Consider the following 19,896-nt stretch of genomic DNA (forward strand, 5'->3'; position numbering starts at 1 on the left):
CACCTGGGCGTGCCGGTGAGCGCGCCCTCGGTCGCGCGGGCGTCCCCTAGCGCACCGTGCACGCTGCACGGCGACCGCACCGCTCCCGGGGGCCTCGCCGCGCTCGCGGCGGACGGCGGCGCCTGGGACGCGGTGGTCGACACCTGGTCCGGTGCGCCGCGTGCCGTGCACGAGGCGGCCCGGCTGCTGCGCGGCCGGGCCGGACGGTACGTGTACGTCTCCAGCCGGTCGGTGTACACATGGCCCTGGCCGCGCACCGGCACGGAGGACGCGCTGGTCGAGGGCGCCCGCGCCACCGCCGGGGCGACGGACTACGCGCGCGACAAGCGGGGCGGCGAACTGGCCGCCGCCGGCGCCTTCGGCGCGGCCGGCTCGCTGCTGGTCCGGGCCGGCCTGATCCTCGGCCCCCACGAGAACGTGGGACGGCTGCCGTGGTGGCTGACCCGGATCGCCCGCGGCGGCCCGGTGCTGGCCCCCGGACCGCGTGAGCTGCCGCTGCAGTACGTCGACGCGCGCGACCTCGCCGACTGGGTCCTCGGCGCAGTGGAGCAGGGGTTGAGCGGCCCCTACGACCTGGTGAGCCCGCCCGGCCACACCACGATGGGCGAGCTGCTCCAGGCGTGCCTGGAGGTGACCGGCGCGGACGCGGAACTGCGCTGGACCGACCCGCGGACGATCCTGGACGCCGGGATCGCGCCGTGGACCGAGCTGCCGGTGTGGATGCCCCCGGGCGAGGACATGCACGGCGCGGCGCACGGCGCGGACGTGTCGCGTGCGCTGGCGACCGGGCTGGTGTGCCGGCCGGCCGCCGAGACGGTCGCGGACACCTGGCGGTGGCTGACCGGCATCGGCGGCACGGCGCCGCAGCGCCCGGACCGGCCCCCCGTGGGCCTGGACCCGCGGGTGGAGGCGAGGGTGCTGGCCGCGGCGGAGGGTGTACCTGACACCACCCCCTGATGCGGGGGGTGCGCCCAGTGACCGGGGGCGGCCGGGTCGGACAGACTGCCGCCATGAACACCGACACGCCGAGCGCCGACTTCCGCACCCGCACCCGGGAGGCGGTGCTGGCCGCCGTACGGGGCCTGGTCCTGGCCATGGTGATGCTGCCGATGACGGTGCTGTGCTTCACGCTGACCGTCCTGTCCCTGGCGCTGCTCCCGGTCGGCGCGGGCCTCTTCCTGGTCCCCTGGATGCTCGGCGGGCTGCGGAACTACGCCGGGACCCGGCGCCGGCTCGCCGCCGAGTGGTGCGGGGTGCGGATCCCGGTGGCGTACCGGCCCGTGCCGGAGGGCGCGGGCCCCTGGACGCGCACCGTCACCGTGCTCCGCGACCCGCAGTCCTGGCGGGACGTGCGCTGGCTGCTGGTGGACATGACCGCGGGTTTCGCCACCGCGCTGCTCCCGGCCGTGCTGCTGCTGTACCCGGTCGAGGGGCTCATGCTGCCGGCCGGGCTGTGGCGGGCGTGGGCGCCCCGGGGCGAGACCTACTGGTACGCCTTCGTGCCGGTCACCGGCCAGGCGACCGCGTTCCTCGCCGCCGCGCTCGCCGCGGTCCTGCTGGTGGTCGCCCACCGCTACACCCCCCGGCTGCTCACCGCGCACTTCCGGCTCACCCGGGCGGTCCTCGGCGGCGGACGGGGCGAACTCGCCGAGCGGGTGCGGGTGCTGACCGAGACCCGGCAGGACGCGGTCGACACCTCGGCCGCCGAACTGCGCCGCATCGAGCGGGACCTGCACGACGGCGCGCAGGCCCGGCTGGTCGCCATGGGCATGGACCTCGGCACCGTCGAGATGCTCCTCGAACGGGATCCGGCCGAGGCGAAGAAGCTCCTCGCCCGGGCCCGCCGGAACTCCGCCCAGGCCCTGGAGGAACTGCGCGACCTGGTGCGCGGCATCCACCCGCCGGTCCTCGCCGAACGCGGACTCGGCGACGCCGTACGGGCGCTGGCGCTCCGGCTGCCGCTGCCCTCGGAGGTGACCGTGGAGCTGCCCGGCCGGGCGGACGCGCCGGTGGAGTCGGCCGCCTACTTCGCGGTCAGCGAGGTCCTCACCAACGCGGTCAAGCACTCCGGGGCCGACCGGCTCTGGGTCGACGTGCACCACGCCGACGGCCGGCTGCGGATCACCGTCACCGACAACGGCCGGGGCGGAGCGGCGGTCGGGGCCGGCTCGGGGCTCGCCGGCGTCGAGCGCCGGCTCGGTACATTCGACGGAGTCCTGGCCGTCAGCAGCCCCGCCGGCGGTCCCACCATGGTGACCATGGAGATCCCGTGCGCGTTGTCCTAGCCGAAGACCTCTTCCTGCTGCGCGACGGCCTGGTGCGGATGCTGGAGGCGTACGGTTTCGAGATCGCCGCCGCCGTCGAGTCGGGTCCCGAACTCACCAGGGCGCTGGCCGAGTCGTCACCGGACGTGGCGGTGGTGGACGTGCGCCTGCCGCCGACGCACACCGACGAGGGACTGCAGTGCGCGCTGGCGGCCCGCCGGGAACGGCCCGGGCTGCCGGTGCTGGTCCTGTCCCAGCACGTGGAGCAGCTGTACGCGCGCGAGCTGCTGGCCGACGGCCGGGGCGGGATCGGCTACCTGCTGAAGGACCGGGTGTTCGACGCGGAGCAGTTCGTGGACGCCGTGCGGCGGGTGGCGGCGGGCGGCACGGCGATGGACCCGCAGGTGATCCAGCAGCTGCTGTCCCGGCGGGCGGCCGGCGACCGGCCGCTGGACCGTCTCACCCCGCGCGAGCGGGAGGTGCTGGAGCTGATGGCGCAGGGCCGGTCCAACGCGGGCATCGCGGCGCAGCTCGTGGTGACGGAGCGGGCGATCGCCAAGCACACCTCCAACATCTTCGGCAAGCTGGGCCTGGAGGTGTCGGACGACGACAACCGGCGCGTGCTGGCGGTCCTCGCCCACCTCGACCGCGACCGCTGACGCCCGCGAACCCGCGTCGTCTGCAAGGCCGTTGTGACCACCGCGACACGAGGTTCCACGAAGATTCCACGAGACCGGTGAACACCTCCGGGGCGGCGTCCGTATGGAAGGGAGCCGCTTCACTCCTGTCGGGCGCCTCGATGCTGCCCCGCAAGGAAGTCAGAGGAGTTCCATGGGACGCAACACACGAAAACGCCGCACGCCGCTGGCCACCAAGGCCATAGCCGCATCGGCGGCCCTAGCGCTCGGTGGGGGCGGGCTGATCTGGGCGAACTTCTACGCCTCGGCGCACGAGCCGGACCACCGGACGTGGGGAGGCAACCAGACGAAGGCCACGACCGCGCAGGTCGCGACGATCTCCTGCCCGGACGTCGGCCAGAAGCTGACGAACGTGCCGAACGCGGCCCGGCGGAGCGTGGCGGCGGAGCTGGCCAGGCTCGACAAGCAGATCACCGAGGCCTACGCCCGGCTCGCCGCCACGAGGAGCACGCAGGCGAAGGACCCGAGCTTCGTGCAGAACGCGATCGTCAGCCCGCTGAAGGAGAAGCGGGCGGCCACGATCGACCGCATCAGGATCAACGTCCAGCGGGCCGGCGGCAGGTTCGACGACGCGCTGAAGCAGCTCGCCGCCTGCACGACGCAGACCGCCAACCAGACCACGGCCGGCGGCCAGCAGACCGGCGGGCAGCAGACCGGTGGTCAGCAGCAGAACGGCGGCCAGCAGCAGAACGGCGGGCAGCAGGGGCAGAACGGCCAGCAGCCCGGTCAGAACGGCCAGCAGGGCAACGTCGGCGGGCAGGCCGGCAACGGCCCGGTCGCGGCCGACTTCGTCGACATCACCAAGGTCGCGCCGAACGTCCTGGCCAAGCCGCGCAGGACCGGCAACGCGTCGACGGGCACGTTCACCACGCGCTGCGGCGTCAACGCCAACAAGAACTTCAACACCGACAACGTGATCGTGGCGCCCGGCGTGGCCAACGGCGCGCACCACCTGCACGACTACGTCGGCAACCAGAAGGTCAACGCCTTCTCCAGCAACGACACGTTCCTGCAGGGCGGCACCAGCTGCCAGAACCGCAACGACCTGTCGTCGTACTACTGGCCGGTCGTCCGCGTCCAGGACGGCACCCAGGACTTCGACCAGAACCGGGACGGCGGCGGCAAGGAAGGCAACGTCGGCAAGATCCTTACCCCGGTCCAGGCGCAGATCAAGTACGTCGGCAGCCCGGCCGGCAAGGTCGTCGCGATGCCGCAGTTCCTGCGCATCATCACCGGTGACGCCAAGACCACCACCAACGGCCTGGCGAACGCCAACGCGCACTGGAGCTGCACCGGCTTCGAGAACAAGGTCCAGCTGACGCAGCAGTACCCGATCTGCCCGCAGGGCAGCAAGGTGGTGCGCACGTTCGCCTTCCAGAGCTGCTGGGACGGACAGAACGCCGACAGCGCCAACCACCGTACGCACGTCGCCTTCGCCGACCCGGCGAGCGGCGTCTGCCCGAACGGGTTCAAGGCCATCCCGCAGCTCACGATGCGGCTGGTGTACAACATCACCCCGCCGACCATCGAGAACGGCCAGGTGAAGAACGCCTACGCGGTGGACGGCTTCCCCGAGCAGCTGCACAAGGCGGCCACGGACCACGACGACTTCATCAGCATCACGAAGAACGGTCTGGCCAACAAGATCGCCAACTGCATCAACCGCGGTCAGAACTGCGCCTGATCCCCTGCGACGGGCCCCTGACAGAAGGCCGGTGACGAGACCCCCCCTCCCGTCACCGGCCTTCGCCGTGCCCGGCGGCGTCAGCCGCCGTGCGCGTGATGGTCCCTCCCCTCCTCCAGTTCCCCGCCGAGCGTGCCGCGCAGCGCCTCGACCACGCCGTCGTCGCCGACGGCGACCCACTTGCGGCCGACCAGGTAGTGACCGCCGTAGTCCTTGGCGTCGTTGATCCACTCGCGCTGGCCGCGGTCGGTGGCGAAGGTCGCGAGGACGAACCGGCCGTCGGCGTTGCGGCACAGGGCCTGCCGGATCTCGTCGGCGTCCGTCTGCATGTCCGGCTTGCACTTCACCTCGGCGGCCAGGTGCTCCAGGCTGCCGGTCGCCGTGGGCGGCACCGCCTCGGCGTCCCCGCCCGAGCCGCAGCCCGCGAGCGAGACCACGGCGGCGGCGCCGAGCAGCAGTCCTGTCAACCTCATCTGTTCCTCCGGTCCTGGTGAACGCAGCATGCCCCAGCTCCTTCGGATACGGCTCCCGCGCGCGCTGCGCTCAAATCCGGTGACCGGCCCACCGCGCGTGTGCGAGGGTGGGCCGGTGGACAGGGACTGGGAAGACCGCGTGGCCGCAGCATGGGCCTCCCTCGACGACTACCCCGAGGAACGCGCGCACGAGTTCCGCGCGGTGATCGACGCCCTCGTGGCCGAGCTGCCCGCCGGCAGTCCGCTGGGCCCGTTCGAGCAGGCCTGCGCCTGGGACTCGACCGGGCACTCGGACAAGGCGGTGCCGCTGTACCGGGAGGCGCTGGCGCGGGGCCTCGACGGCCACCGGGTGCGGCGGGCCCGCATCCAGCTTGCCAGCTCGCTGCGGAACACCGGCCGGGCCGCGGAGGGCGTCGCGCTGCTCACTCCCGAACTCGACGCTCCCTCGGACGAGTTGGACGACGCCGTCCGGGCGACGCTGGCCCTGTGCCTGTCCGGTCTCGGCCGTGACCGCGAGGGCCTGTCCCTCGTGCTCGGCGCGCTCGCCCCGCACCTGCCGCGCTACCAGCGGTCGATGGCCGCCTACGCGCGCGCCCTGGCCGAGCCGCCCACGGCGCCGGAGGCCTGACCGCTGCCCGCGGCGGGTGACCAACCCACGGCTCGCTCGTTCTCCCGGACGTGCAGTCACAGCATGCAGCCCCGCGTCACGCACCCGCCGCCACCGGTCCGGTCGACGACCGGCAGGCCGAGGCCGCGCTCGTCGAGCACTACCCCCGGCTGGTCCGGCTCGCCTACCTGGTGCTGCCTCCCGGCCTCGGCCGCCGCCGCCGGGTGCTGACCGCGCACGCCCTCGCCCAGCGCGCCCTGCCCCGCGGGCGCACCGGGCCGGACGCGATCTGGGCCCACGGCGCCGGCCGGGAGGGCGACCCGGGCTACGCCTACCTGCGTCAGCGTGTCCTGCGGGCGGCCCTGCGGGCGGCCCGCAGGCGTCCGGTGCCGCGTGCGTTCCCGCTTCCGCCGCTGCTCCCCCAGGTGTGGGGGCTGCGGCTGTTCCCGCGCTCGGGCGGCGCCGACGAACTCGCCCTGGAACAGCAGCTGGCCGCGCTCCCCGGCCCGGCCCGCGCCGCCTACGTGCTGCGCGGGCTGGAGAACCTGCCCGACCCGGAGGTCCACGCGCTCCTCGACGCCGCCGGCGTGGACGACCCGGGCGGCGCGCTGGCCTCGGCGAACAGCGTGCCCGCGCAGCCGGGGCTGCTCTCCTCCCCCGAGTTCGACCCCTGCTCGCTGCAGGCCCGGCCCACCGACCTGAAGCGCCGCCGCCGGCACGCCAAGGCCGTGCTCACCGCCGTCGCCGCGCTCGCGGTGTGCGGGGCGCTGGTCACCCTGCCGGACGGCGGCTGGGGCCCGGACGGCGCCGCCGCGCCCCCTTACGCCGGGAACCCGGCCGCCGAGGCGGCCCTCGACCCCGGCCGGCTGACCCGGATCGCGCCCACCGCCTGGCGGTCCTCGGCCCGCACCGACTTCACGGTGTGGCCCGCGCGCGGCCCGCTCACCGGCGACCGGGCCCTGCTGCGCCGCGCCCTCGCCGTCTGGGCCCGCCCGGGGAGGACGGTCCGCGTCTCGGCGACCCCCGGCACCCAGACCGGCGGCCCGGCGGGCCCGCCGCAGCTGCTGTACGCGGGCGAGGTCGACGACGCCCGCGTGGTGCTCCTCCACGACGGGCTGCGCATCGCCCGGTACGCCGAGCCGCGGGACGGCGCGCGGGGCGCGGCCCTCGACCTGGCGCGGGCCGACGGGGCGAGCGGCGCCGGGGCGAGCGCGCTGGTGGTGGGCCGCTCCGACGGCAACGTCCGCTACCTCATGGCCCCCTGGGTGGAGAAGGCCGCCCAGCGGGACCTGACGAAGCCGGACGCGGCCGCGACCCCGCTGCCCGTGACCGGCGGTGTCACCGCACCGCTGGCCAGCCCCGCCCTGCGGTCCGGCCCCTGCACCTCCTGGACGGTGCTCCAGCTGACCGACCACCGCGGCACCCGGCTCGTCACCGACCTCGGCGAGCTGGTCCCGGCCCACCTGACCGCCGGCCGCCCCGGTGCGGCCGGGGAGGTGTCCGGCGCCGCGGGCCGGCGCGCCTGGGCGCCGTTCGCCTGCTCGCTGGCGAACGGGCGCGCGGCGGGCGTCCGGAGCGTCAACGCCTGGGCCTACGCCGAGCAGCCGCTGCCCGACGGCAGCGGGGACGCCGCCTGGGTGTGCACCCGCGCCGAGACCTGGCGCGGCGACGGCACCGCCGCGCTGGCGCAGTTCCGCACGCCGGGCGGGACGGTCGGGGCGGTCGTCGCCAAGGGCACGGACGTGCCGGCCTGCGGACCGCGGGACCCCCATGTGCTGGCCGGAGTGCTGTGGAAGTCGGCGGGCGGGCACTGGTACCTGCTGGCGGCGGGCAGCGAGGACGTCACGTCGGTCACGGCGACGGGCGGGATCGCCGCGTCCGGTGAGGGGCCGCTGCTGACGGCGAAGGCCCGTCGCGGGGCGCGGGCCGATCTGTCCGGAACACTGGCGGACGGACGAACGATCAGCGGGCTCCACTAGTCGTCGTCGCTCACCGGTCCTGCGGCTGGATTTGATCGGTAGAGTGTTCGCATGGGTATCGGGGGCCGTCGGCGGATGGGCGTCGAGGAGCGGCGGCGGCAACTGATCGGCGTGGCCCTCGACCTCTTCAGCCGGCGTCCGCCCGACGAGGTCTCCCTCGACGAGATAGCCACGGCGGCGGGCATCTCCCGCCCGCTGGTGTACCACTACTTCCCCGGCAAACTCGGCTTGTACGAGGCCGCGTTGCAGCGTGCCGCGGAAGACCTCACCGAGCGTTTCGACGAGCCGCACGAGGGTCCGCTCGGCGCCCGGCTGCTGCGCGTGATGCGCCGCTTCTTCGACTTCGTGGACGAGCACGGGCCCGGTTTCTCCGCGCTGCTGCGCGGCGGTCCGGCGGTCGGGTCCGCGGCGGCCGACGCGCTGATCGACTCGGTGCGGCAGGCCGCGTATGGCCAGATCCTTGCGCACCTGGGTGTGTCCGAGGCGTCCCCGCGCCTGGAACTGGTCGTCCGCTCCTGGATCGCGCTCGCCGAGTCGACGGCCCTGATCTGGCTGGACGGCCGGCGCATCCCGCGCGCCGAGCTGGAGCTCCAGCTGGTGCACGACTTCGCGGCGCTGGCCGCGGTCGGCGCGGCCCGCGACCCGGAGACGGCCGCGCTGCTGCGCGCGGTGGCGCGGGACGAGCCGGGCGACGGCCCCTTCGCGGAGCTGGCCGCCCGGCTGGCCGCCCTGGGCGCCCCGCGCTAGCGGGCGAACGTCCGGTACGACGGGTCGAGGTCGCGGACCTCGGCGGAGGCGTGCAGGGTGAACGCCGCGTCCGCCACATGCCTGCGCAGCAGCTCCAGGGCCGTCTCCGCCAGCTTCGCCTTCGTCTCGTCGCCGCGTCCGGGCAGGAGCCCGATCGTCACGTGCACGACGGCGTGCCCGCGCGCCCCGGGGTCCTCGTACCCGTACACCGTGCACGCGCTCGGCCGGAACTGCGTCTTGCAGCCTTCCGGCTTCGCCGCGGCGATCTCCACGGTGGCCTCGTGCAGCGCCCGCGCGAAGCCCTCGCGGTCGAAGGCGTCCTCCAGGATGTCGGAGTGGTCGACGATGATCTGCGGCATGCGCACTCCCCTTCTACGGCAACGTCCTCACCCTAGTTCGCCGCCCGCGTGAACACCGCCACGGTCCGCGCCGGGACCGTGAACGTGCCCGGGGCGGACGCGTAGGCGGAGGTCTTCACCACGGCGTCGGAGCCGGCCGCCTGCACCGGGTGCAGCCGGTAGCGGTCCCCGGCGAGCGCCGCGACGCGCTGCTCCTGCCGCTCGGGCGTGGCGTTGAAGACGACGACCAGGTCGCCGAGCCGCATGGTGATCACACCGGGCGTCTCGTCGCGCCCGGACAGCGGGAAGGACAGCCGCTCCTGCACGCGCGCGGCCGTACCGAGCGAGAACGCCTCTTCCGTGGTCCGGATCCGCAGCAGGTCGCGGTAGGCGGCGGAGGCGCCGGTGATCTGCGCGCAGCCGACCCGGACGGCGCCGAGCAGCGGCCGGGCGTACGACCACTTGGACCCGTTGCCGGCCGCGAGGGGCAGCCCGCGCCCGAATCCGTTGCCGTCGGCGCAGTTCCAGTGGATGGCGTTGAACCAGTCACCGCTGTCGTACGAGTTGCGGTCCAGGGACTTGGAGCGGAGCAGGTCGCTGCCCGCCTGGGAGAGGGAGGGCCCCTGGGAGAGGGCTGCCGTGGCCATCGCCAGCACCTGCATCCGGGCCCGGTCGGAGGCGGGGGTGTCCTTCGGGAGTTTGTAGGTGAGCGCGTCGAACAGGGACTCGTTGTCGTGCGCGTCCACGTAGGCGAGGGCGTCGCCGGGCGCGTCCGCGTATCCGGCCGGCGAGCCGTTGTAGTCGACCCCGGCGCCGGTCACCTCCTTGCCGCCGGTGTCCGTGAACCGGTACCGGGCCAGGTTGCCGGTCAGGCCGACCTTGATCAGGTCCTGGTCGTGCAGGAGGCGCGCCTTCTGCTCCTCGGGCGTGCCGTTGGCCGTGGACGCGTTGGGGTCGGTGTACAGCCCGGACGCGAAGCCCTGGACGCCGGGGTCCTCGTCGAAGGGGCCGCCGCCGCGCACCGCGTCCCGGGCGCGGTCGGAGAAGGTGGCGACGCCGGTGCCGGCCATGTTCTCCTGCGTGGCCTGCACGAACCGGGCGCCGTCCGCGACCTCGCCGAAGTTCCAGCCCTCCCCGTACAGGATGATCTTCTTCCCGTCGACGCCGTTCTTCTCCACGGTCAGGGCGTCCAGGGCCTTGCGGACGGCCAGGATGCCGGCCTTCGGGTGGTGGCCCATCAGGTCGAAGCGGAACCCGTCGACCTTGTACTGCTCGGCCCAGGTGACGATCGAGTCCACGACCAGCTTGCCCATCATCGCGTTCTCCGGCGCGGTGCCGGCGCAGCAGGTGCTGTCGGCCACCGAGCCGTCGGCGAGCAGCCGCTGGTAGTAGCCGGGCACGATCCTGTCCAGCACGCTGGTGCCGGCCTGGCCGGAGGCCGCCGTGTGGTTGTAGACGACGTCCATGACGACCCGCAGGCCGTCCTGGTTGAGGGCCTGGACCATCCTGCGGAACTCGGCGGTGCGGGCCGCGCCGTCCGGATCGGTGGCGTACGAGCCCTCCGGGACCGTGTAGTGGTACGGGTCGTAGCCCCAGTTGTAGGCGTCCTTCGCGGCGGCCCTCGCCACGCACTCCTGCTGCCGGTCGGAGTCGGCCGGGTAGGACGCCAGGTCGCAGTCCGGGGCCGCCTGGTCGGCCTTCCGCTCGGGGACCGTGGCGAAGTCGAACGCGGGCAGCAGGTGGACGTACGACGTCCCGGCCCCGGCCAGCGCCCGCAGGTGCTTCGAGCCGTCGCTGTCCTTGTCGGTGAAGGCCAGATAGGTGCCCGGGTGCTTCGCGGTGCGGTCCTCGGCCGAGAAGTCCCGGATGTGCAGCTCCTGGATCTGCGCGTTGCTCAGCGGCACGGCCTCGGGCTTGCGCAGGGCGGACCAGCCGGCCGGGGCGAGGGCCGGGTCGTTCAGGTCCACGACGAGACTGCGCCCGGAGTCCGCGGTGAGCGCGACCGAGTACGGGTCGGTGACCTCGTTGGTGACCAGCTTGCGGACGCTGGGCGCCCACACCTTCACGACGTACCGGTAGGGCCTGCCCTTCCAGGACGCGGGACCGGTGACGGACCAGACGCCGGTGGCGTCGTCCCGGTGCATCGGCACGGCCTCGCCGTCCAGGTCCAGGCGCACGGACCGGGCCGTCGGCGCCCAGACCGAGAGCGTGGGCCTGCCGTCGTGGAAGACCGGGCCGAGCCTCGCCCCGGTGGCGCCGGGGTGGAGGTCGTCCAGCACACCGGCGGTCTGCACGCCGGTCGCCGCGAGGACGGCGCCGTCGGCGGTGCGCTGCGAGGCCACGAGCTGGCCCCTGAGCGCCTCGCGGACCCGGTTGCGGTCGCGCGGGTCGACGGACCAGGCGGTGCAGTCCTTCAGGTGGGGGAACTTCGCCTTCTGCGCGTCGGTCAGCGCGGTCTTCCGCAGCCGGATCCAGCGCTCGTCGTCACTGGTCAGCGTCCCGTCCCGGACGGTGATCGAGCCGTCGCGGGAGGAGAGCAGCTGGGTGGAGGCGGCGCCGTCGACGCCGTTCCAGGCGAGGGTGTCCCGGTCGATCCAGACCGCCCTGGAGGTGGTCAGGTCCAGCGCGGCGGCGCTCCCGGCCGGCTGGGGCAGCGGGTGCCGCTCGCGGGTGTCGTCGTGCCGGGCCGGCACGGCGGCGGGCGCGGCGTCCGAGGGGGGCGGTGGCGGACCGGCCGCGTGGGCGGCCAGGGGCTGGAGCAGCGCGGCGGCGAGGGCGGCGGCGGTGACGGCCGCGGCCCGTCCGAGGTGCGGGGTGCGGCGCCTGCGGGGCGCCGGCCATCTCGGTGTCACAGGGATGACTCCTCGCGGGGGCTGAGGGGGGTGGGGAGCTGACGGGGGTGGGGGGTTTGCAGCAAGGGGCGTGAAACCTCCGGCAAGAGGTTTCACGCTCCGTCAGGCGGGTGCTCAGCAGCTCGACTTGCCGGCGTACAGCGCCAGGGCCGTGTCCGGGCCGAGGGTGGCCGTGAACCGTCCGCCGGAGTCCACGGCCACCGGGGTGTTGTTCTGGACGTTGCAGTACGTCCCGGCCGGGAGGGACGTCTGGAAGGTGCGGGTCAGGGACGAGGACTCGTGGTTGATCGCCACGAAACCCCTGGAGCCCCGGCCGAAGGCGATGGCGTCGGCGCCGTCGTCCCACCAGTTCGTCACCGCCTGGCCGCGGGTGGCGTTGCGGAACGCGACCATCGACTTGATCTCCGGCCAGGCGTGCTGGCACTTCCAGCCGTTCTGCCAGCAGGCGCTCACCGAGCCGCCGCCGGGCGGGCCGGCATCGGGGTCGGAGAACTCGTAGCCGGAGTGGACGTCCGGCGCGCCGTAGGGCCAGGCGAGCATGAAGACACTGGCCAGGGTGTAGGCGGCCCCGCTCTTGTAGCTGAGGGTGGAGCCGTTGCGCTCGGTGTCGTGGTTGTCCACGAAGACACCGGCCACCGAGCCGTTCAGATAGCCCCAGCCCTCGCCGTAGTTCTTCAGGTAGGCGAGGTTCTCGTTGGTGAACACCCGCTTGAGGTCGTAGGCCCAGCGGAACTCCTGGACGTCGCCGTTGCCCGTGTACTCGGCGGGCTGGACGGCCTCGCCGGCGCCGTAGATGACCTCCTGCTTCCAGTACGCGGACGGGTTGGTGAGCCGGGACTTGATGTTCGCCAGGTCGGCGGCGTCGATGTGCTTGGCCCCGTCGACGCGGAAGCCGTCGACGCCGAGCGAGAGGAGGTCGTTCATGTACCCGGCGACGGTCTTGCGGACGTACTCCTCGCCGGTGTCGAGGTCGGCCAGGCCGACGAGTTCGCAGTGCTGGACGTTCCAGCGGTCGGCGTAGTTCGTCACCTGGGAGGTGCAGTCGTCGAAGTCGTGCGCGGAGTACAGACCGGGGTAGTCGTACTTCGTGTAGGACGTGCCGCCGGTGCCGGTGCCCGATCCCGCCGACATGTGGTTGACGACCGTGTCGACGACGACCTTCACGCCGGCCGCGTGGCAGGTGTCCACCATGCTCCGGAAGGCGGCGCGGTCGCCCAGGCGCCCGGCGATCCGGTAGCTGACGGGCTGGTAGGAGGTCCACCACTGCGGGCCCTGTATGTGCTCGGCGGGCGGCGAGACCTGCACGTAGCCGTAGCCGGCGGGGCCGAGGACGCGGGTGCACTCCTTGGCGACCGAGGAGAAGTTCCACTCGAAGAGGACGGCGGTGACGTCCTTGGCGCCGGGAGGGGCGGCCTCGGCGTTCGTCGGGTTCATGCCAATCGTGGCGGCGGCTGCGAGGGCGATCGCCGCCGCCGCAGGGAGGGTTCTGCGAGCCATGTGGGGGTTCCTTCGTCGTTGAAGGCTCTTGCTGAAATATTTCAGCAAGGTTGCGGTGACGCAGATGGTAAAGGCCCGCTGCCGGGAATGGCAGCGGGCCGGTGGGAAGTTCTGCGACAACTTCCCCGACGTGCCGTCAGACCGCGCCGGACCACCAGACGGTCGTGTCGGCGGGCACCGTCGCCCCGGAGCCCGTCTCGGCGACCTCCCCGCTGCTGAGCAGCACCCGCCCGTAGGCAGGCGTCGTCACCGGCTCCCCGGTGGTGTTGGTGACGCAGACGAACGCCCCGCGCCGGAAGGCCAGGACGCCCTCGGGCGCCCGCAGCCACTGCACCGCGTCGCCCGCGCCCAGGTCCGGCTGCGCCCGGCGCACGCGCAGCGCGGCCCGGTACAGCTCCAGGGTGGAGCCGGGCACGCCGGTCTGCGCCTCCACGCTCAGCTCCGCCCAGTCGTCCGGCTGCGGGAGCCAGCTGCCGCCGCTGCCGAAGCCGTACGAGGAGCCCGTGCGGGTCCATGGGATCGGCACCCGGCAGCCGTCGCGGAAGCCGTCCTGGCCGGCGCCGCGGAAGTACGCCGGGTCCTGGCGCACCTCGTCGGGCAGGTCGACCACGTCCGGCAGGCCCAGCTCCTCGCCCTGGTAGAGGTAGGCCGAGCCGGGCAGCGCGAGCATGAGGAGGGTGGCGGCGCGGGCGCGGCGCAGCCCCAGTGCGCGGTCGCCCGCGGTGCGGATCTGGGTGCCGAGGCCGGGCGGGTTGGCGAAGCGGGTGGCGTGCCGGGTGACGTCGTGGTTGGACAGCACCCAGGTGGCGGGGGCGCCGACCGGGCGCATGGCGTCCAGGGTGCGGTCGATGACCTCGCGGAGCCGGGAGGCGTCCCATTCGGTGCTCAGGTACTGGAAGTTGAAGGCCTGGTGCAGCTCGTCGGGGCGGACGTAGTTCGCGGTGCGCTCGACGGTCGGGGTCCACGCCTCCGCCACGAAGATGCGCTGCGGCGGACCGCCCTGCTCCGCCGGTCCGGGGTGGTACTCGTCGAGGATGCGGCGCCACTGGCGGTAGATCTCGTGCACGCCGTCCTGGTCGAAGAACGGCATGACATCGTTGCCCAGCAGTCTCAGCTGGTCGTGGGCGCCGAGGTCGGGCAGGCCCGCCGCCTTGACCAGGCCGTGGGCGACGTCGATGCGGAAGCCGTCCACGCCCATGTCCAGCCAGAAGCGCAGGATGGAGCGGAACTCGTCGCCGACGGCCGGGTGCTCCCAGTTGAAGTCGGGCTGTTCCGGGGCGAAGAGGTGCAGGTACCACTCGCCGGGGCTGCCGTCCGGCTCGGTCACCCGGGTCCAGGCCGGGCCGCCGAAGATGGACTCCCAGTCGTTGGGCGGGAGTTCGCCGTTCTTCCCCTTGCCGGGCCGGAAGTGGTAGCGCTCCCTCAGCGGCGAGCCGGGGCCCTCGGCGAGGGCGCGCCTGAACCACTCGTGCTGGTCGGAGGAGTGGTTGGGGACGAGGTCGACGATGATGCGCAGGCCCAGCTCGTGGGCGTCGCGGATGAGCGCGTCGGCGTCCAGCAGGGAGCCGAACACGGGGTCGACGGCGCGGTAGTCGGCGACGTCGTAGCCGGCGTCGGCCTGCGGGGAGGCGTAGAAGGGGCTCAGCCACACGGCGTCGACGCCGAGGTCGCGCAGGTACGGCAGGCGGGAGCGTACGCCTTCCAGGTCACCCATGCCGTCGCCGTTGCTGTCGGCGAAGCTGCGCGGATAGACCTGGTAGATGACCGCGTCCCGCCACCACTCGCGGCGGTCGGCGACGGTGGCGGCACGGTGGCGGGCCGGTGCGGCGGAGTGCTGCTGGCTCATGGCGTCCTTGATACGTGACGGGGGCGTGATGGGCGGGCGTGGGACACGGCGGCGGGCCGGGACGGGGCCGTGTGCGGGCGCGCGGGGGTCCGTCGCGGCGGGCGTCAGCCCTTGGTGCCGCCGGCGGTGAGACCGGTGACGAGGTTCTTCTGCACGAGGTAGAAGAACGCGCTCACGGGTATCGCGATCAGCACCGCGGTGGCGGCCATGTAGTTCCACTGGGCGTCGTGCTCGCTGACGAAGGTCTGCAGGCCGACGGCGAAGGTGTACTTGGAGTCGTCGAGCAGGAAGGTGGTCGCGAAGGCGACCTCGCCGACGGCGGTGACGAAGGTGTAGAACGCGGCCACGGCCAGGCCTGGGCGGGCCAGCGGCAGGACGAGCCGGAAGAAGGCGCCGAACGGGCTGAGCCCGTCCACCCGGCCGGCCTCGTCGATCTCGAACGGGATGGTGTCGAAGTACCCCTTGAGCAGCCAGGCGCTGTACGGCACGGCGGTGCTGCAGTTGACGGCGATCAGCGCCCCGTAGGTGTCGATGAGGCCGAGCTCGCCGAGGATCTCGTACATCGGCACGATCAGGACGGCGATCGGGAACGCCTGGGTGAGCAGCAGGACCCACATGAGCTGCTTGTAGCCGGGGAACCGCATCCGGGAGACCGCGTAGCCGGTGGTGGCGGCGACCAGGACACCGACGAGGGTGGTGCCGAGGGCCACGATCATCGTCGAGACGAACCAGTCGAGGAACGCGGTGTGCCGGAGCACGAAGCCGTAGTTGGAGAAGGTCGCCTTGCCCGCGATGGCGCCCGGGTGCAGGTAGTCCTCCTTGTCCGGGCCGAGGGAGAGGTAGCACAGCCAGGCGACCGGGGCCAGGGCGATCAGGCTCGCCACGGCGAGACCGCCGTGCAGCAGGGCGGTGCCGAGCGGGCCGCGCTCGCCGCGCCGGCGGCCGCGCCGCGCGGGCGGGGGGCCCGGGGCCGGCGCGGTCTCGGTCGTGTCCAGGGTCGTGGTGCTCATGGCGGCGGCTCCTGCGGCGTCAGACGGCGAGCTGGTCATTGCGCTTCAGCCAGCGGAAGTAGAAGGAGGTGAAGACGGTCAGGATCGACAGCAGCAGCACGCCGTAGGCGGCGGACTGGGCGAAGTCGCGCGGCTGCTGGCCGAAGCCCAGCTGGTACGCCCAGGTGACGAGGATCTGGGCGTCGGGCGCGGAGTTCCTGCCGAACAGCAGGAAGATGATGACGAACTGGTTGAACGTCCAGATGACGCCGAGCAGGACGACGGTGGAGCTGACCGAGCGCAGGCCGGGCAGGGTGACGTGCCGGAACCGCTGCCAGGCGCTCGCGCCGTCCATCTCGGCGGCCTCGTACAGCGAGGCGTCGATGGACTGCAGGCCGCCGAGCAGGGACAGCATCATGAACGGCACTCCGCACCAGGTGTTGACCATGACGGCGGCGAACCGCTGCCAGAAGGTGTCCTCCAGCCACTGCGGCTGCGGCAGGCGGAGGGCGCCGAGGAGCTGGTTGAGCGCGCCGGAGTCGGCGAGCACGATCCGCCAGGAGAAGACGGTGACGAAGGTCGGCACGGCCCAGGGCAGGACCAGCAGCAGCCGGTAGAGGGTGCGGCCGCGCAGCTTCTGGGCGAGCATCAGCGCGAGGCCGAGGCCGATGGTGTAGTGCAGGGTCACGCAGGCGGCCGTCCAGAGGACGGTCCACAGGAAGTGCGACCAGAACCGGTCGTACGCCGTGGGGCCGAACAGGATGTCCCGGTAGTTGTCCAGGCCGATGAACCGGTAGGTGGCGTCGATGTGGTGGACGCCGATCGTGCGCGCCGAGTTGAGGCTGTCGGCGTCGGTGAGGGTGAGGTAGAAGCCGCGGGCGAGCGGGTAGCCCACGAGGACGCCGAGCACGAGGACCACCGGGGCGATCATCGCGTAGGCGTACCAGTGCTTCTGCAAGCCGTTCCGGAGGCGCCGGCCCGTCCCGGGCCGAGGCGCGCGGTCACCGCGGCGCTTGCCGGTCGCGCGGTCGATGGCGACTGTCATGGTGCGACACCTTCGAGGGTTCAGGGGGTCGGGCCGGGCGCGGGCGGTGGCCGCCGGGTCCGCCCGCGCGGCGCGGGGACGGGGTCCGGCGGCCACCCGGGCTCACCTGCCGAAGCCGTCCACCAGCTTGGACATGGCCAGCTCGGCGTTGCTCAGGCCCTTGTCCAGCGACTCCTTGCCGCTGGCGATCTTGGGCAGCTCGGTGTCGAGCGGGACCCACAGGCTGCTGTACTCGGGCAGCGCCGGGCGGGGCCGGGCGGCGGCCAGGACGCCCTGGTAGCCGGCGATGCCGGGGTCGGCCTTGACCCGGGCGGTGTAGGCGTCGGAGCGGGTGGGCAGGGTGGAGTTCTTCAGGGCGAGGGTCTCCTGGGACTTCGCCGAGGTCATGTACTTGACGAACGTCAGCGCCGCCTTCTGGTGGGCCTCGTCCGAGCCGGCGTAGACCGAGAGGTTGTGGCCGCCGGTCGGGGCGCCCGCCTTGCCGGTGGAGCCGGCCGGCAGGGTGGCGATGCCGAGGTTGGCCCTGTCCTTGAAGGCGCTGCCCTGGTAGATGTTCGTGATCTCCCAGGGGCCCTGGATGATCGCGGCGACCTTGCCGCTGACGAAGGCGTCCTGGATGTGGGCGTAGGCGTCGGCGGTGACGTCGGCCTTGTGCAGGCCCTTGCCGGAGAAGAGGCTCAGCCAGGTGGCGTATCCCTTCCTGGCGGCGGGCGACTTCACGGTGATCTTCTTGGCGCCGGCGTCGACGGTGTCGGCGCCCTCGCCGTAGAGGAAGGGCTGCGCGAAGTACGCCTGGGTGGAGCCCCAGTAGCCGTCGGCGCCGGTCCTGGCCTTGATCCTGGCGGCGTCCGCCTTCAGCTCGTCCCAGGTCCTGGGGGCCTCGGTGATGCCGGCCTTCTTGAACAGGGCCTTGTTGTAGACCAGGGCGAGGGTGTCGGTGACCAGCGGGACGCCGTAGGTCTTGCCCTCGTACCGGGCCTGCTCGATCAGGTTCGGCTCGAACGCGTCCTGCTCGGCGAGCGCCTCGGTGCCGTCCAGCGGCAGGAAGTAGCCCTTCTTGGCGAACGCGGGGGTCCAGCCGACCTCGGAGCGCAGGACGTCCGGGGCGCCCTTGGCGCCGGCCGCGGTGTCGAACTTGTTCTGCGCCTGGTCGAAGGGCACGTTGACGTACTTGACCTTGATGTCCTTGTGGGCCGCCTCGAACCGCTGGACCAGGGCCTTGTACGCCGGTGCCTCGTTGGTCGCGTTGGAGGTGTCCCACCAGGTGAGGGTGACCGGGCCGTCCGACTTCCCGCTGCCGCCGCCGCTCCCGCCGCACGCCGTCGCCGTCAGGGCGAGGGACGCCGCCAACGCGGAGGCCGCTATGCCACGCCGCATGAGTTCTCCTTGAGGGTGAAAGCCCGAGTGGTGCAGGGGGCGGTCCGGGCCGCCCCTGCGACTTGCCGACTGCGCCGTTGCCGCGGCCGGGCGACAGGGAACGTAACAGCGATGCAAGAGTTGCGAAAGACCTTGCAGAAAAAAAGTGCAACGCGGGTCGGCGCCACCCCGATCCGACCTGCTCGCGGCATGCGGGCGGCCGGGTTCCGCCCCCGGTCGGCGCGAAGCGGGCCCCGTGTGCAAGACTCTGCAATCTCTTGCCATCCCAGGCCCCACAGAAGGACGAGGGAGCGCGATGACGCAGCAATCGACGGCGGGCCGTGCGGCCGCCCGCGCCCGGCGTCCGGCCGGTGTGCAAGGCGACATACGACCGGTACAGTCCGGTGCCGTGACCACACGGCTCGCCGACATCGCGGCGCAGGCGGGGGTGAGCGAGGCGACCGTCAGCCGGGTCCTGAACGGGAAGCCGGGCGTCGCCGCCACCACCCGCCAGTCCGTGCTGGCCGCGCTGGACGTGCTGGGGTACGAGCGCCCGGTCCGGCTGCGCCGGCGCAGCGAGGGCCTGGTGGGCCTGATCACCCCGGAGCTGGAGAACCCGATCTTCCCGGCCCTGGCGCAGGTCATCGGCCAGGCGCTGACCCGCCAGGGCTACACGCCGGTGCTCGCCACGCAGACCCCGGGCGGGTCGACCGAGGACGAGCTGACCGAGATGCTCGTGGACCGCGGGGTCGCCGGGATCATCTACGTCTCCGGGCTGCACGCGGACACCACCGCGGACATGCAGCGCTACGACCGGCTGCGGGCGCAGGGCGTGCCGTACGTGCTCGTGGACGGCTTCTCGCCGAAGGTGCAGGCGCCGTTCATCTCCCCCGACGACCGGGCGGCGATGACACTGGCGGTGACCCATCTGGTGTCGCTGGGGCACACCCGGATCGGGCTGGCGCTGGGGCCGAAGCGGTTCGTGCCGGTGCAGCGCAAGATCGAGGGCTTCGTGCGGGCCGTGCAGGACCAGCTCGGGCTGCCCGCGGCCACCGTCGAGACGGAGCTGATCCAGCACTCCCTGTACACCCTGGAGGGCGGCCAGGCGGCCGCGGCCGCGCTGATCGAACGGGACTGCACGGCGGTGGTCTGCGCCAGCGACATGATGGCGCTGGGCGCGATACGGGCGGCCCGGCAGCGCGGTCTGGAGGTGCCCCGGGACGTGTCGGTGGTCGGCTTCGACGACTCCCCGCTCATCGCCTTCACCGATCCGCCGCTGACCACGATCCGCAAGCCGGTCCCGGCGATGGGGCAGGCGGCGGTGCGCACGCTGCTGGAGGAGATCGGCGGGACACCGGCGCCGCACAGCGAGTTCGTGTTCATGCCGGAGCTGGTGGTGCGCGGCTCCACGGCCTCCGCCCCGCACCCCGCGCGGGCGTCGTAGGACCCGCGTCCCAGGACGTGCGCCGTGAACCCGACCGGGGGATGATCGGTGCAGGAAAACTTGTCTGGCAGACTGCG

Annotated in this window: 15 protein-coding genes and 1 pseudogene; 8 read left to right on the forward strand and 8 right to left on the reverse strand. The window is 73.2% G+C overall.

Translation table 11 applies throughout. From position 1 onward, the window contains the following. Positions 1 to 3 precede the first annotated feature (3 nt). From ABZ261_RS05505 to ABZ261_RS05520, 4 genes are all read left to right on the forward strand, one after another. The gene (locus ABZ261_RS05505; RefSeq protein ID WP_356856132.1) at positions 4 to 957 is read left to right on the forward strand and encodes an NAD-dependent epimerase/dehydratase family protein; all 954 of its coding nucleotides are present in this window, start codon (positions 4 to 6) and stop codon (positions 955 to 957) included. A 53-nt stretch (positions 958 to 1,010) separates the two neighbouring features. After that, a complete protein-coding gene (locus tag ABZ261_RS05510; protein ID WP_356855577.1) occupies positions 1,011 to 2,285 on the forward strand; it encodes a sensor domain-containing protein in 1,275 nt (424 codons plus the stop codon). Then, positions 2,270 to 2,923 (forward strand): response regulator transcription factor, encoded by a 654-nt coding sequence (locus tag ABZ261_RS05515; protein WP_356855579.1) that lies wholly within the window; start codon positions 2,270 to 2,272, stop codon positions 2,921 to 2,923. Before ABZ261_RS05510 ends, ABZ261_RS05515 begins: the two co-directional genes overlap by 16 nt. Before the next feature lie 172 nt (positions 2,924 to 3,095). Then, positions 3,096 to 4,646: a DUF1996 domain-containing protein gene (locus ABZ261_RS05520; RefSeq protein WP_356855581.1), complete on the forward strand. Its 1,551-nt coding sequence runs from the start codon at positions 3,096 to 3,098 to the stop codon at positions 4,644 to 4,646. Between the two features lie 80 nt (positions 4,647 to 4,726). Here the strand turns inward: ABZ261_RS05520 and ABZ261_RS05525 are convergent, their stop codons facing one another. Next, positions 4,727 to 5,119 (reverse strand): hypothetical protein, encoded by a 393-nt coding sequence (locus tag ABZ261_RS05525; RefSeq protein ID WP_356856134.1) that lies wholly within the window; start codon positions 5,117 to 5,119, stop codon positions 4,727 to 4,729. Positions 5,120 to 5,216: 97 nt separating this feature from the next. Between ABZ261_RS05525 and ABZ261_RS05530 the strand changes: the two genes are divergently transcribed. The 3 genes from ABZ261_RS05530 to ABZ261_RS05540 are packed head-to-tail and all read left to right on the forward strand — an operon-like array spanning position 5,217 to position 8,452. Further along, a complete protein-coding gene (locus ABZ261_RS05530) occupies positions 5,217 to 5,747 on the forward strand; it encodes a tetratricopeptide repeat protein (RefSeq protein WP_356856136.1) in 531 nt (176 codons plus the stop codon). A gap of 50 nt (positions 5,748 to 5,797) precedes the next feature. Next, on the forward strand, positions 5,798 to 7,705 hold the full coding sequence (locus ABZ261_RS05535; RefSeq protein WP_356855583.1) for a hypothetical protein: 1,908 nt from the start codon (positions 5,798 to 5,800) through the stop codon (positions 7,703 to 7,705). Between the two features lie 51 nt (positions 7,706 to 7,756). Then, positions 7,757 to 8,452, forward strand: a complete 696-nt coding sequence (locus ABZ261_RS05540) for a TetR/AcrR family transcriptional regulator (RefSeq protein ID WP_356855585.1) — start codon at positions 7,757 to 7,759, stop codon at positions 8,450 to 8,452. Here the strand turns inward: ABZ261_RS05540 and ABZ261_RS05545 are convergent. The 7 genes and pseudogenes from ABZ261_RS05545 to ABZ261_RS05575 all read right to left on the reverse strand — a co-directional run bounded on the left by ABZ261_RS05545 (position 8,449) and on the right by ABZ261_RS05575 (position 18,396). Further along, a complete protein-coding gene (locus ABZ261_RS05545; protein WP_356855587.1) occupies positions 8,449 to 8,811 on the reverse strand; it encodes an isomerase in 363 nt (120 codons plus the stop codon). The genes ABZ261_RS05540 and ABZ261_RS05545 overlap by 4 nt on opposite strands. Before the next feature lie 32 nt (positions 8,812 to 8,843). Beyond that, positions 8,844 to 11,459: pseudogene (pulA, locus tag ABZ261_RS05550) on the reverse strand (pullulanase-type alpha-1,6-glucosidase); the annotation flags it as partial. Between the two features lie 297 nt (positions 11,460 to 11,756). After that, positions 11,757 to 13,139, reverse strand: a complete 1,383-nt coding sequence (locus tag ABZ261_RS05555; RefSeq protein WP_356855589.1) for an alpha-amylase family protein — start codon at positions 13,137 to 13,139, stop codon at positions 11,757 to 11,759. A gap of 136 nt (positions 13,140 to 13,275) precedes the next feature. Beyond that, entirely contained in the window at positions 13,276 to 14,985 is a 1,710-nt protein-coding gene (locus tag ABZ261_RS05560; protein WP_356855591.1) for a glycoside hydrolase family 13 protein, read from the reverse strand. 104 nt (positions 14,986 to 15,089) lie between these two features. Continuing rightward, positions 15,090 to 15,995 carry an ABC transporter permease subunit gene (locus ABZ261_RS05565; RefSeq protein ID WP_356855593.1) on the reverse strand — a complete coding sequence of 302 codons (906 nt, stop codon included), beginning with the start codon at positions 15,993 to 15,995 and terminating at the stop codon, positions 15,090 to 15,092. A gap of 19 nt (positions 15,996 to 16,014) precedes the next feature. After that, positions 16,015 to 17,019 carry a sugar ABC transporter permease gene (locus ABZ261_RS05570; protein ID WP_356855595.1) on the reverse strand — a complete coding sequence of 335 codons (1,005 nt, stop codon included), beginning with the start codon at positions 17,017 to 17,019 and terminating at the stop codon, positions 16,015 to 16,017. Between the two features lie 102 nt (positions 17,020 to 17,121). Next, a complete protein-coding gene (locus ABZ261_RS05575; RefSeq protein WP_356855597.1) occupies positions 17,122 to 18,396 on the reverse strand; it encodes an extracellular solute-binding protein in 1,275 nt (424 codons plus the stop codon). Between the two features lie 388 nt (positions 18,397 to 18,784). Here ABZ261_RS05575 and ABZ261_RS05580 point away from each other — a divergent pair, with 388 nt between their 5' ends. Next, on the forward strand, positions 18,785 to 19,819 hold the full coding sequence (locus ABZ261_RS05580; RefSeq protein WP_356855599.1) for a LacI family DNA-binding transcriptional regulator: 1,035 nt from the start codon (positions 18,785 to 18,787) through the stop codon (positions 19,817 to 19,819). Positions 19,820 to 19,896: the final 77 nt, after the last annotated feature.

The sequence above is a fragment of the Streptomyces sp. NPDC006193 genome (genome assembly GCF_040613915.1).
Taxonomy (GTDB): domain Bacteria; phylum Actinomycetota; class Actinomycetes; order Streptomycetales; family Streptomycetaceae; genus Streptomyces.

Bases quoted from the DNA above. Each gene is read 5' to 3' on its own strand.
- ABZ261_RS05510 (WP_356855577.1), top strand. From the start codon at position 1,011: ATGAACACCGACACGCCGAGCGCCGACTTCCGCACCCGCACCCGGGAG.
- ABZ261_RS05520 (WP_356855581.1), top strand. From the start codon at position 3,096: ATGGGACGCAACACACGAAAACGCCGCACGCCGCTGGCCACCAAGGCC.
- ABZ261_RS05525 (WP_356856134.1), bottom strand. From the start codon at position 5,119: ATGAGGTTGACAGGACTGCTGCTCGGCGCCGCCGCCGTGGTCTCGCTC.
- ABZ261_RS05540 (WP_356855585.1), top strand. From the start codon at position 7,757: ATGGGTATCGGGGGCCGTCGGCGGATGGGCGTCGAGGAGCGGCGGCGG.
- ABZ261_RS05545 (WP_356855587.1), bottom strand. From the start codon at position 8,811: ATGCCGCAGATCATCGTCGACCACTCCGACATCCTGGAGGACGCCTTC.
- ABZ261_RS05555 (WP_356855589.1), bottom strand. From the start codon at position 13,139: ATGGCTCGCAGAACCCTCCCTGCGGCGGCGGCGATCGCCCTCGCAGCC.
- ABZ261_RS05560 (WP_356855591.1), bottom strand. From the start codon at position 14,985: ATGAGCCAGCAGCACTCCGCCGCACCGGCCCGCCACCGTGCCGCCACC.
- ABZ261_RS05565 (WP_356855593.1), bottom strand. From the start codon at position 15,995: ATGAGCACCACGACCCTGGACACGACCGAGACCGCGCCGGCCCCGGGC.
- ABZ261_RS05570 (WP_356855595.1), bottom strand. From the start codon at position 17,019: ATGACAGTCGCCATCGACCGCGCGACCGGCAAGCGCCGCGGTGACCGC.
- ABZ261_RS05575 (WP_356855597.1), bottom strand. From the start codon at position 18,396: ATGCGGCGTGGCATAGCGGCCTCCGCGTTGGCGGCGTCCCTCGCCCTG.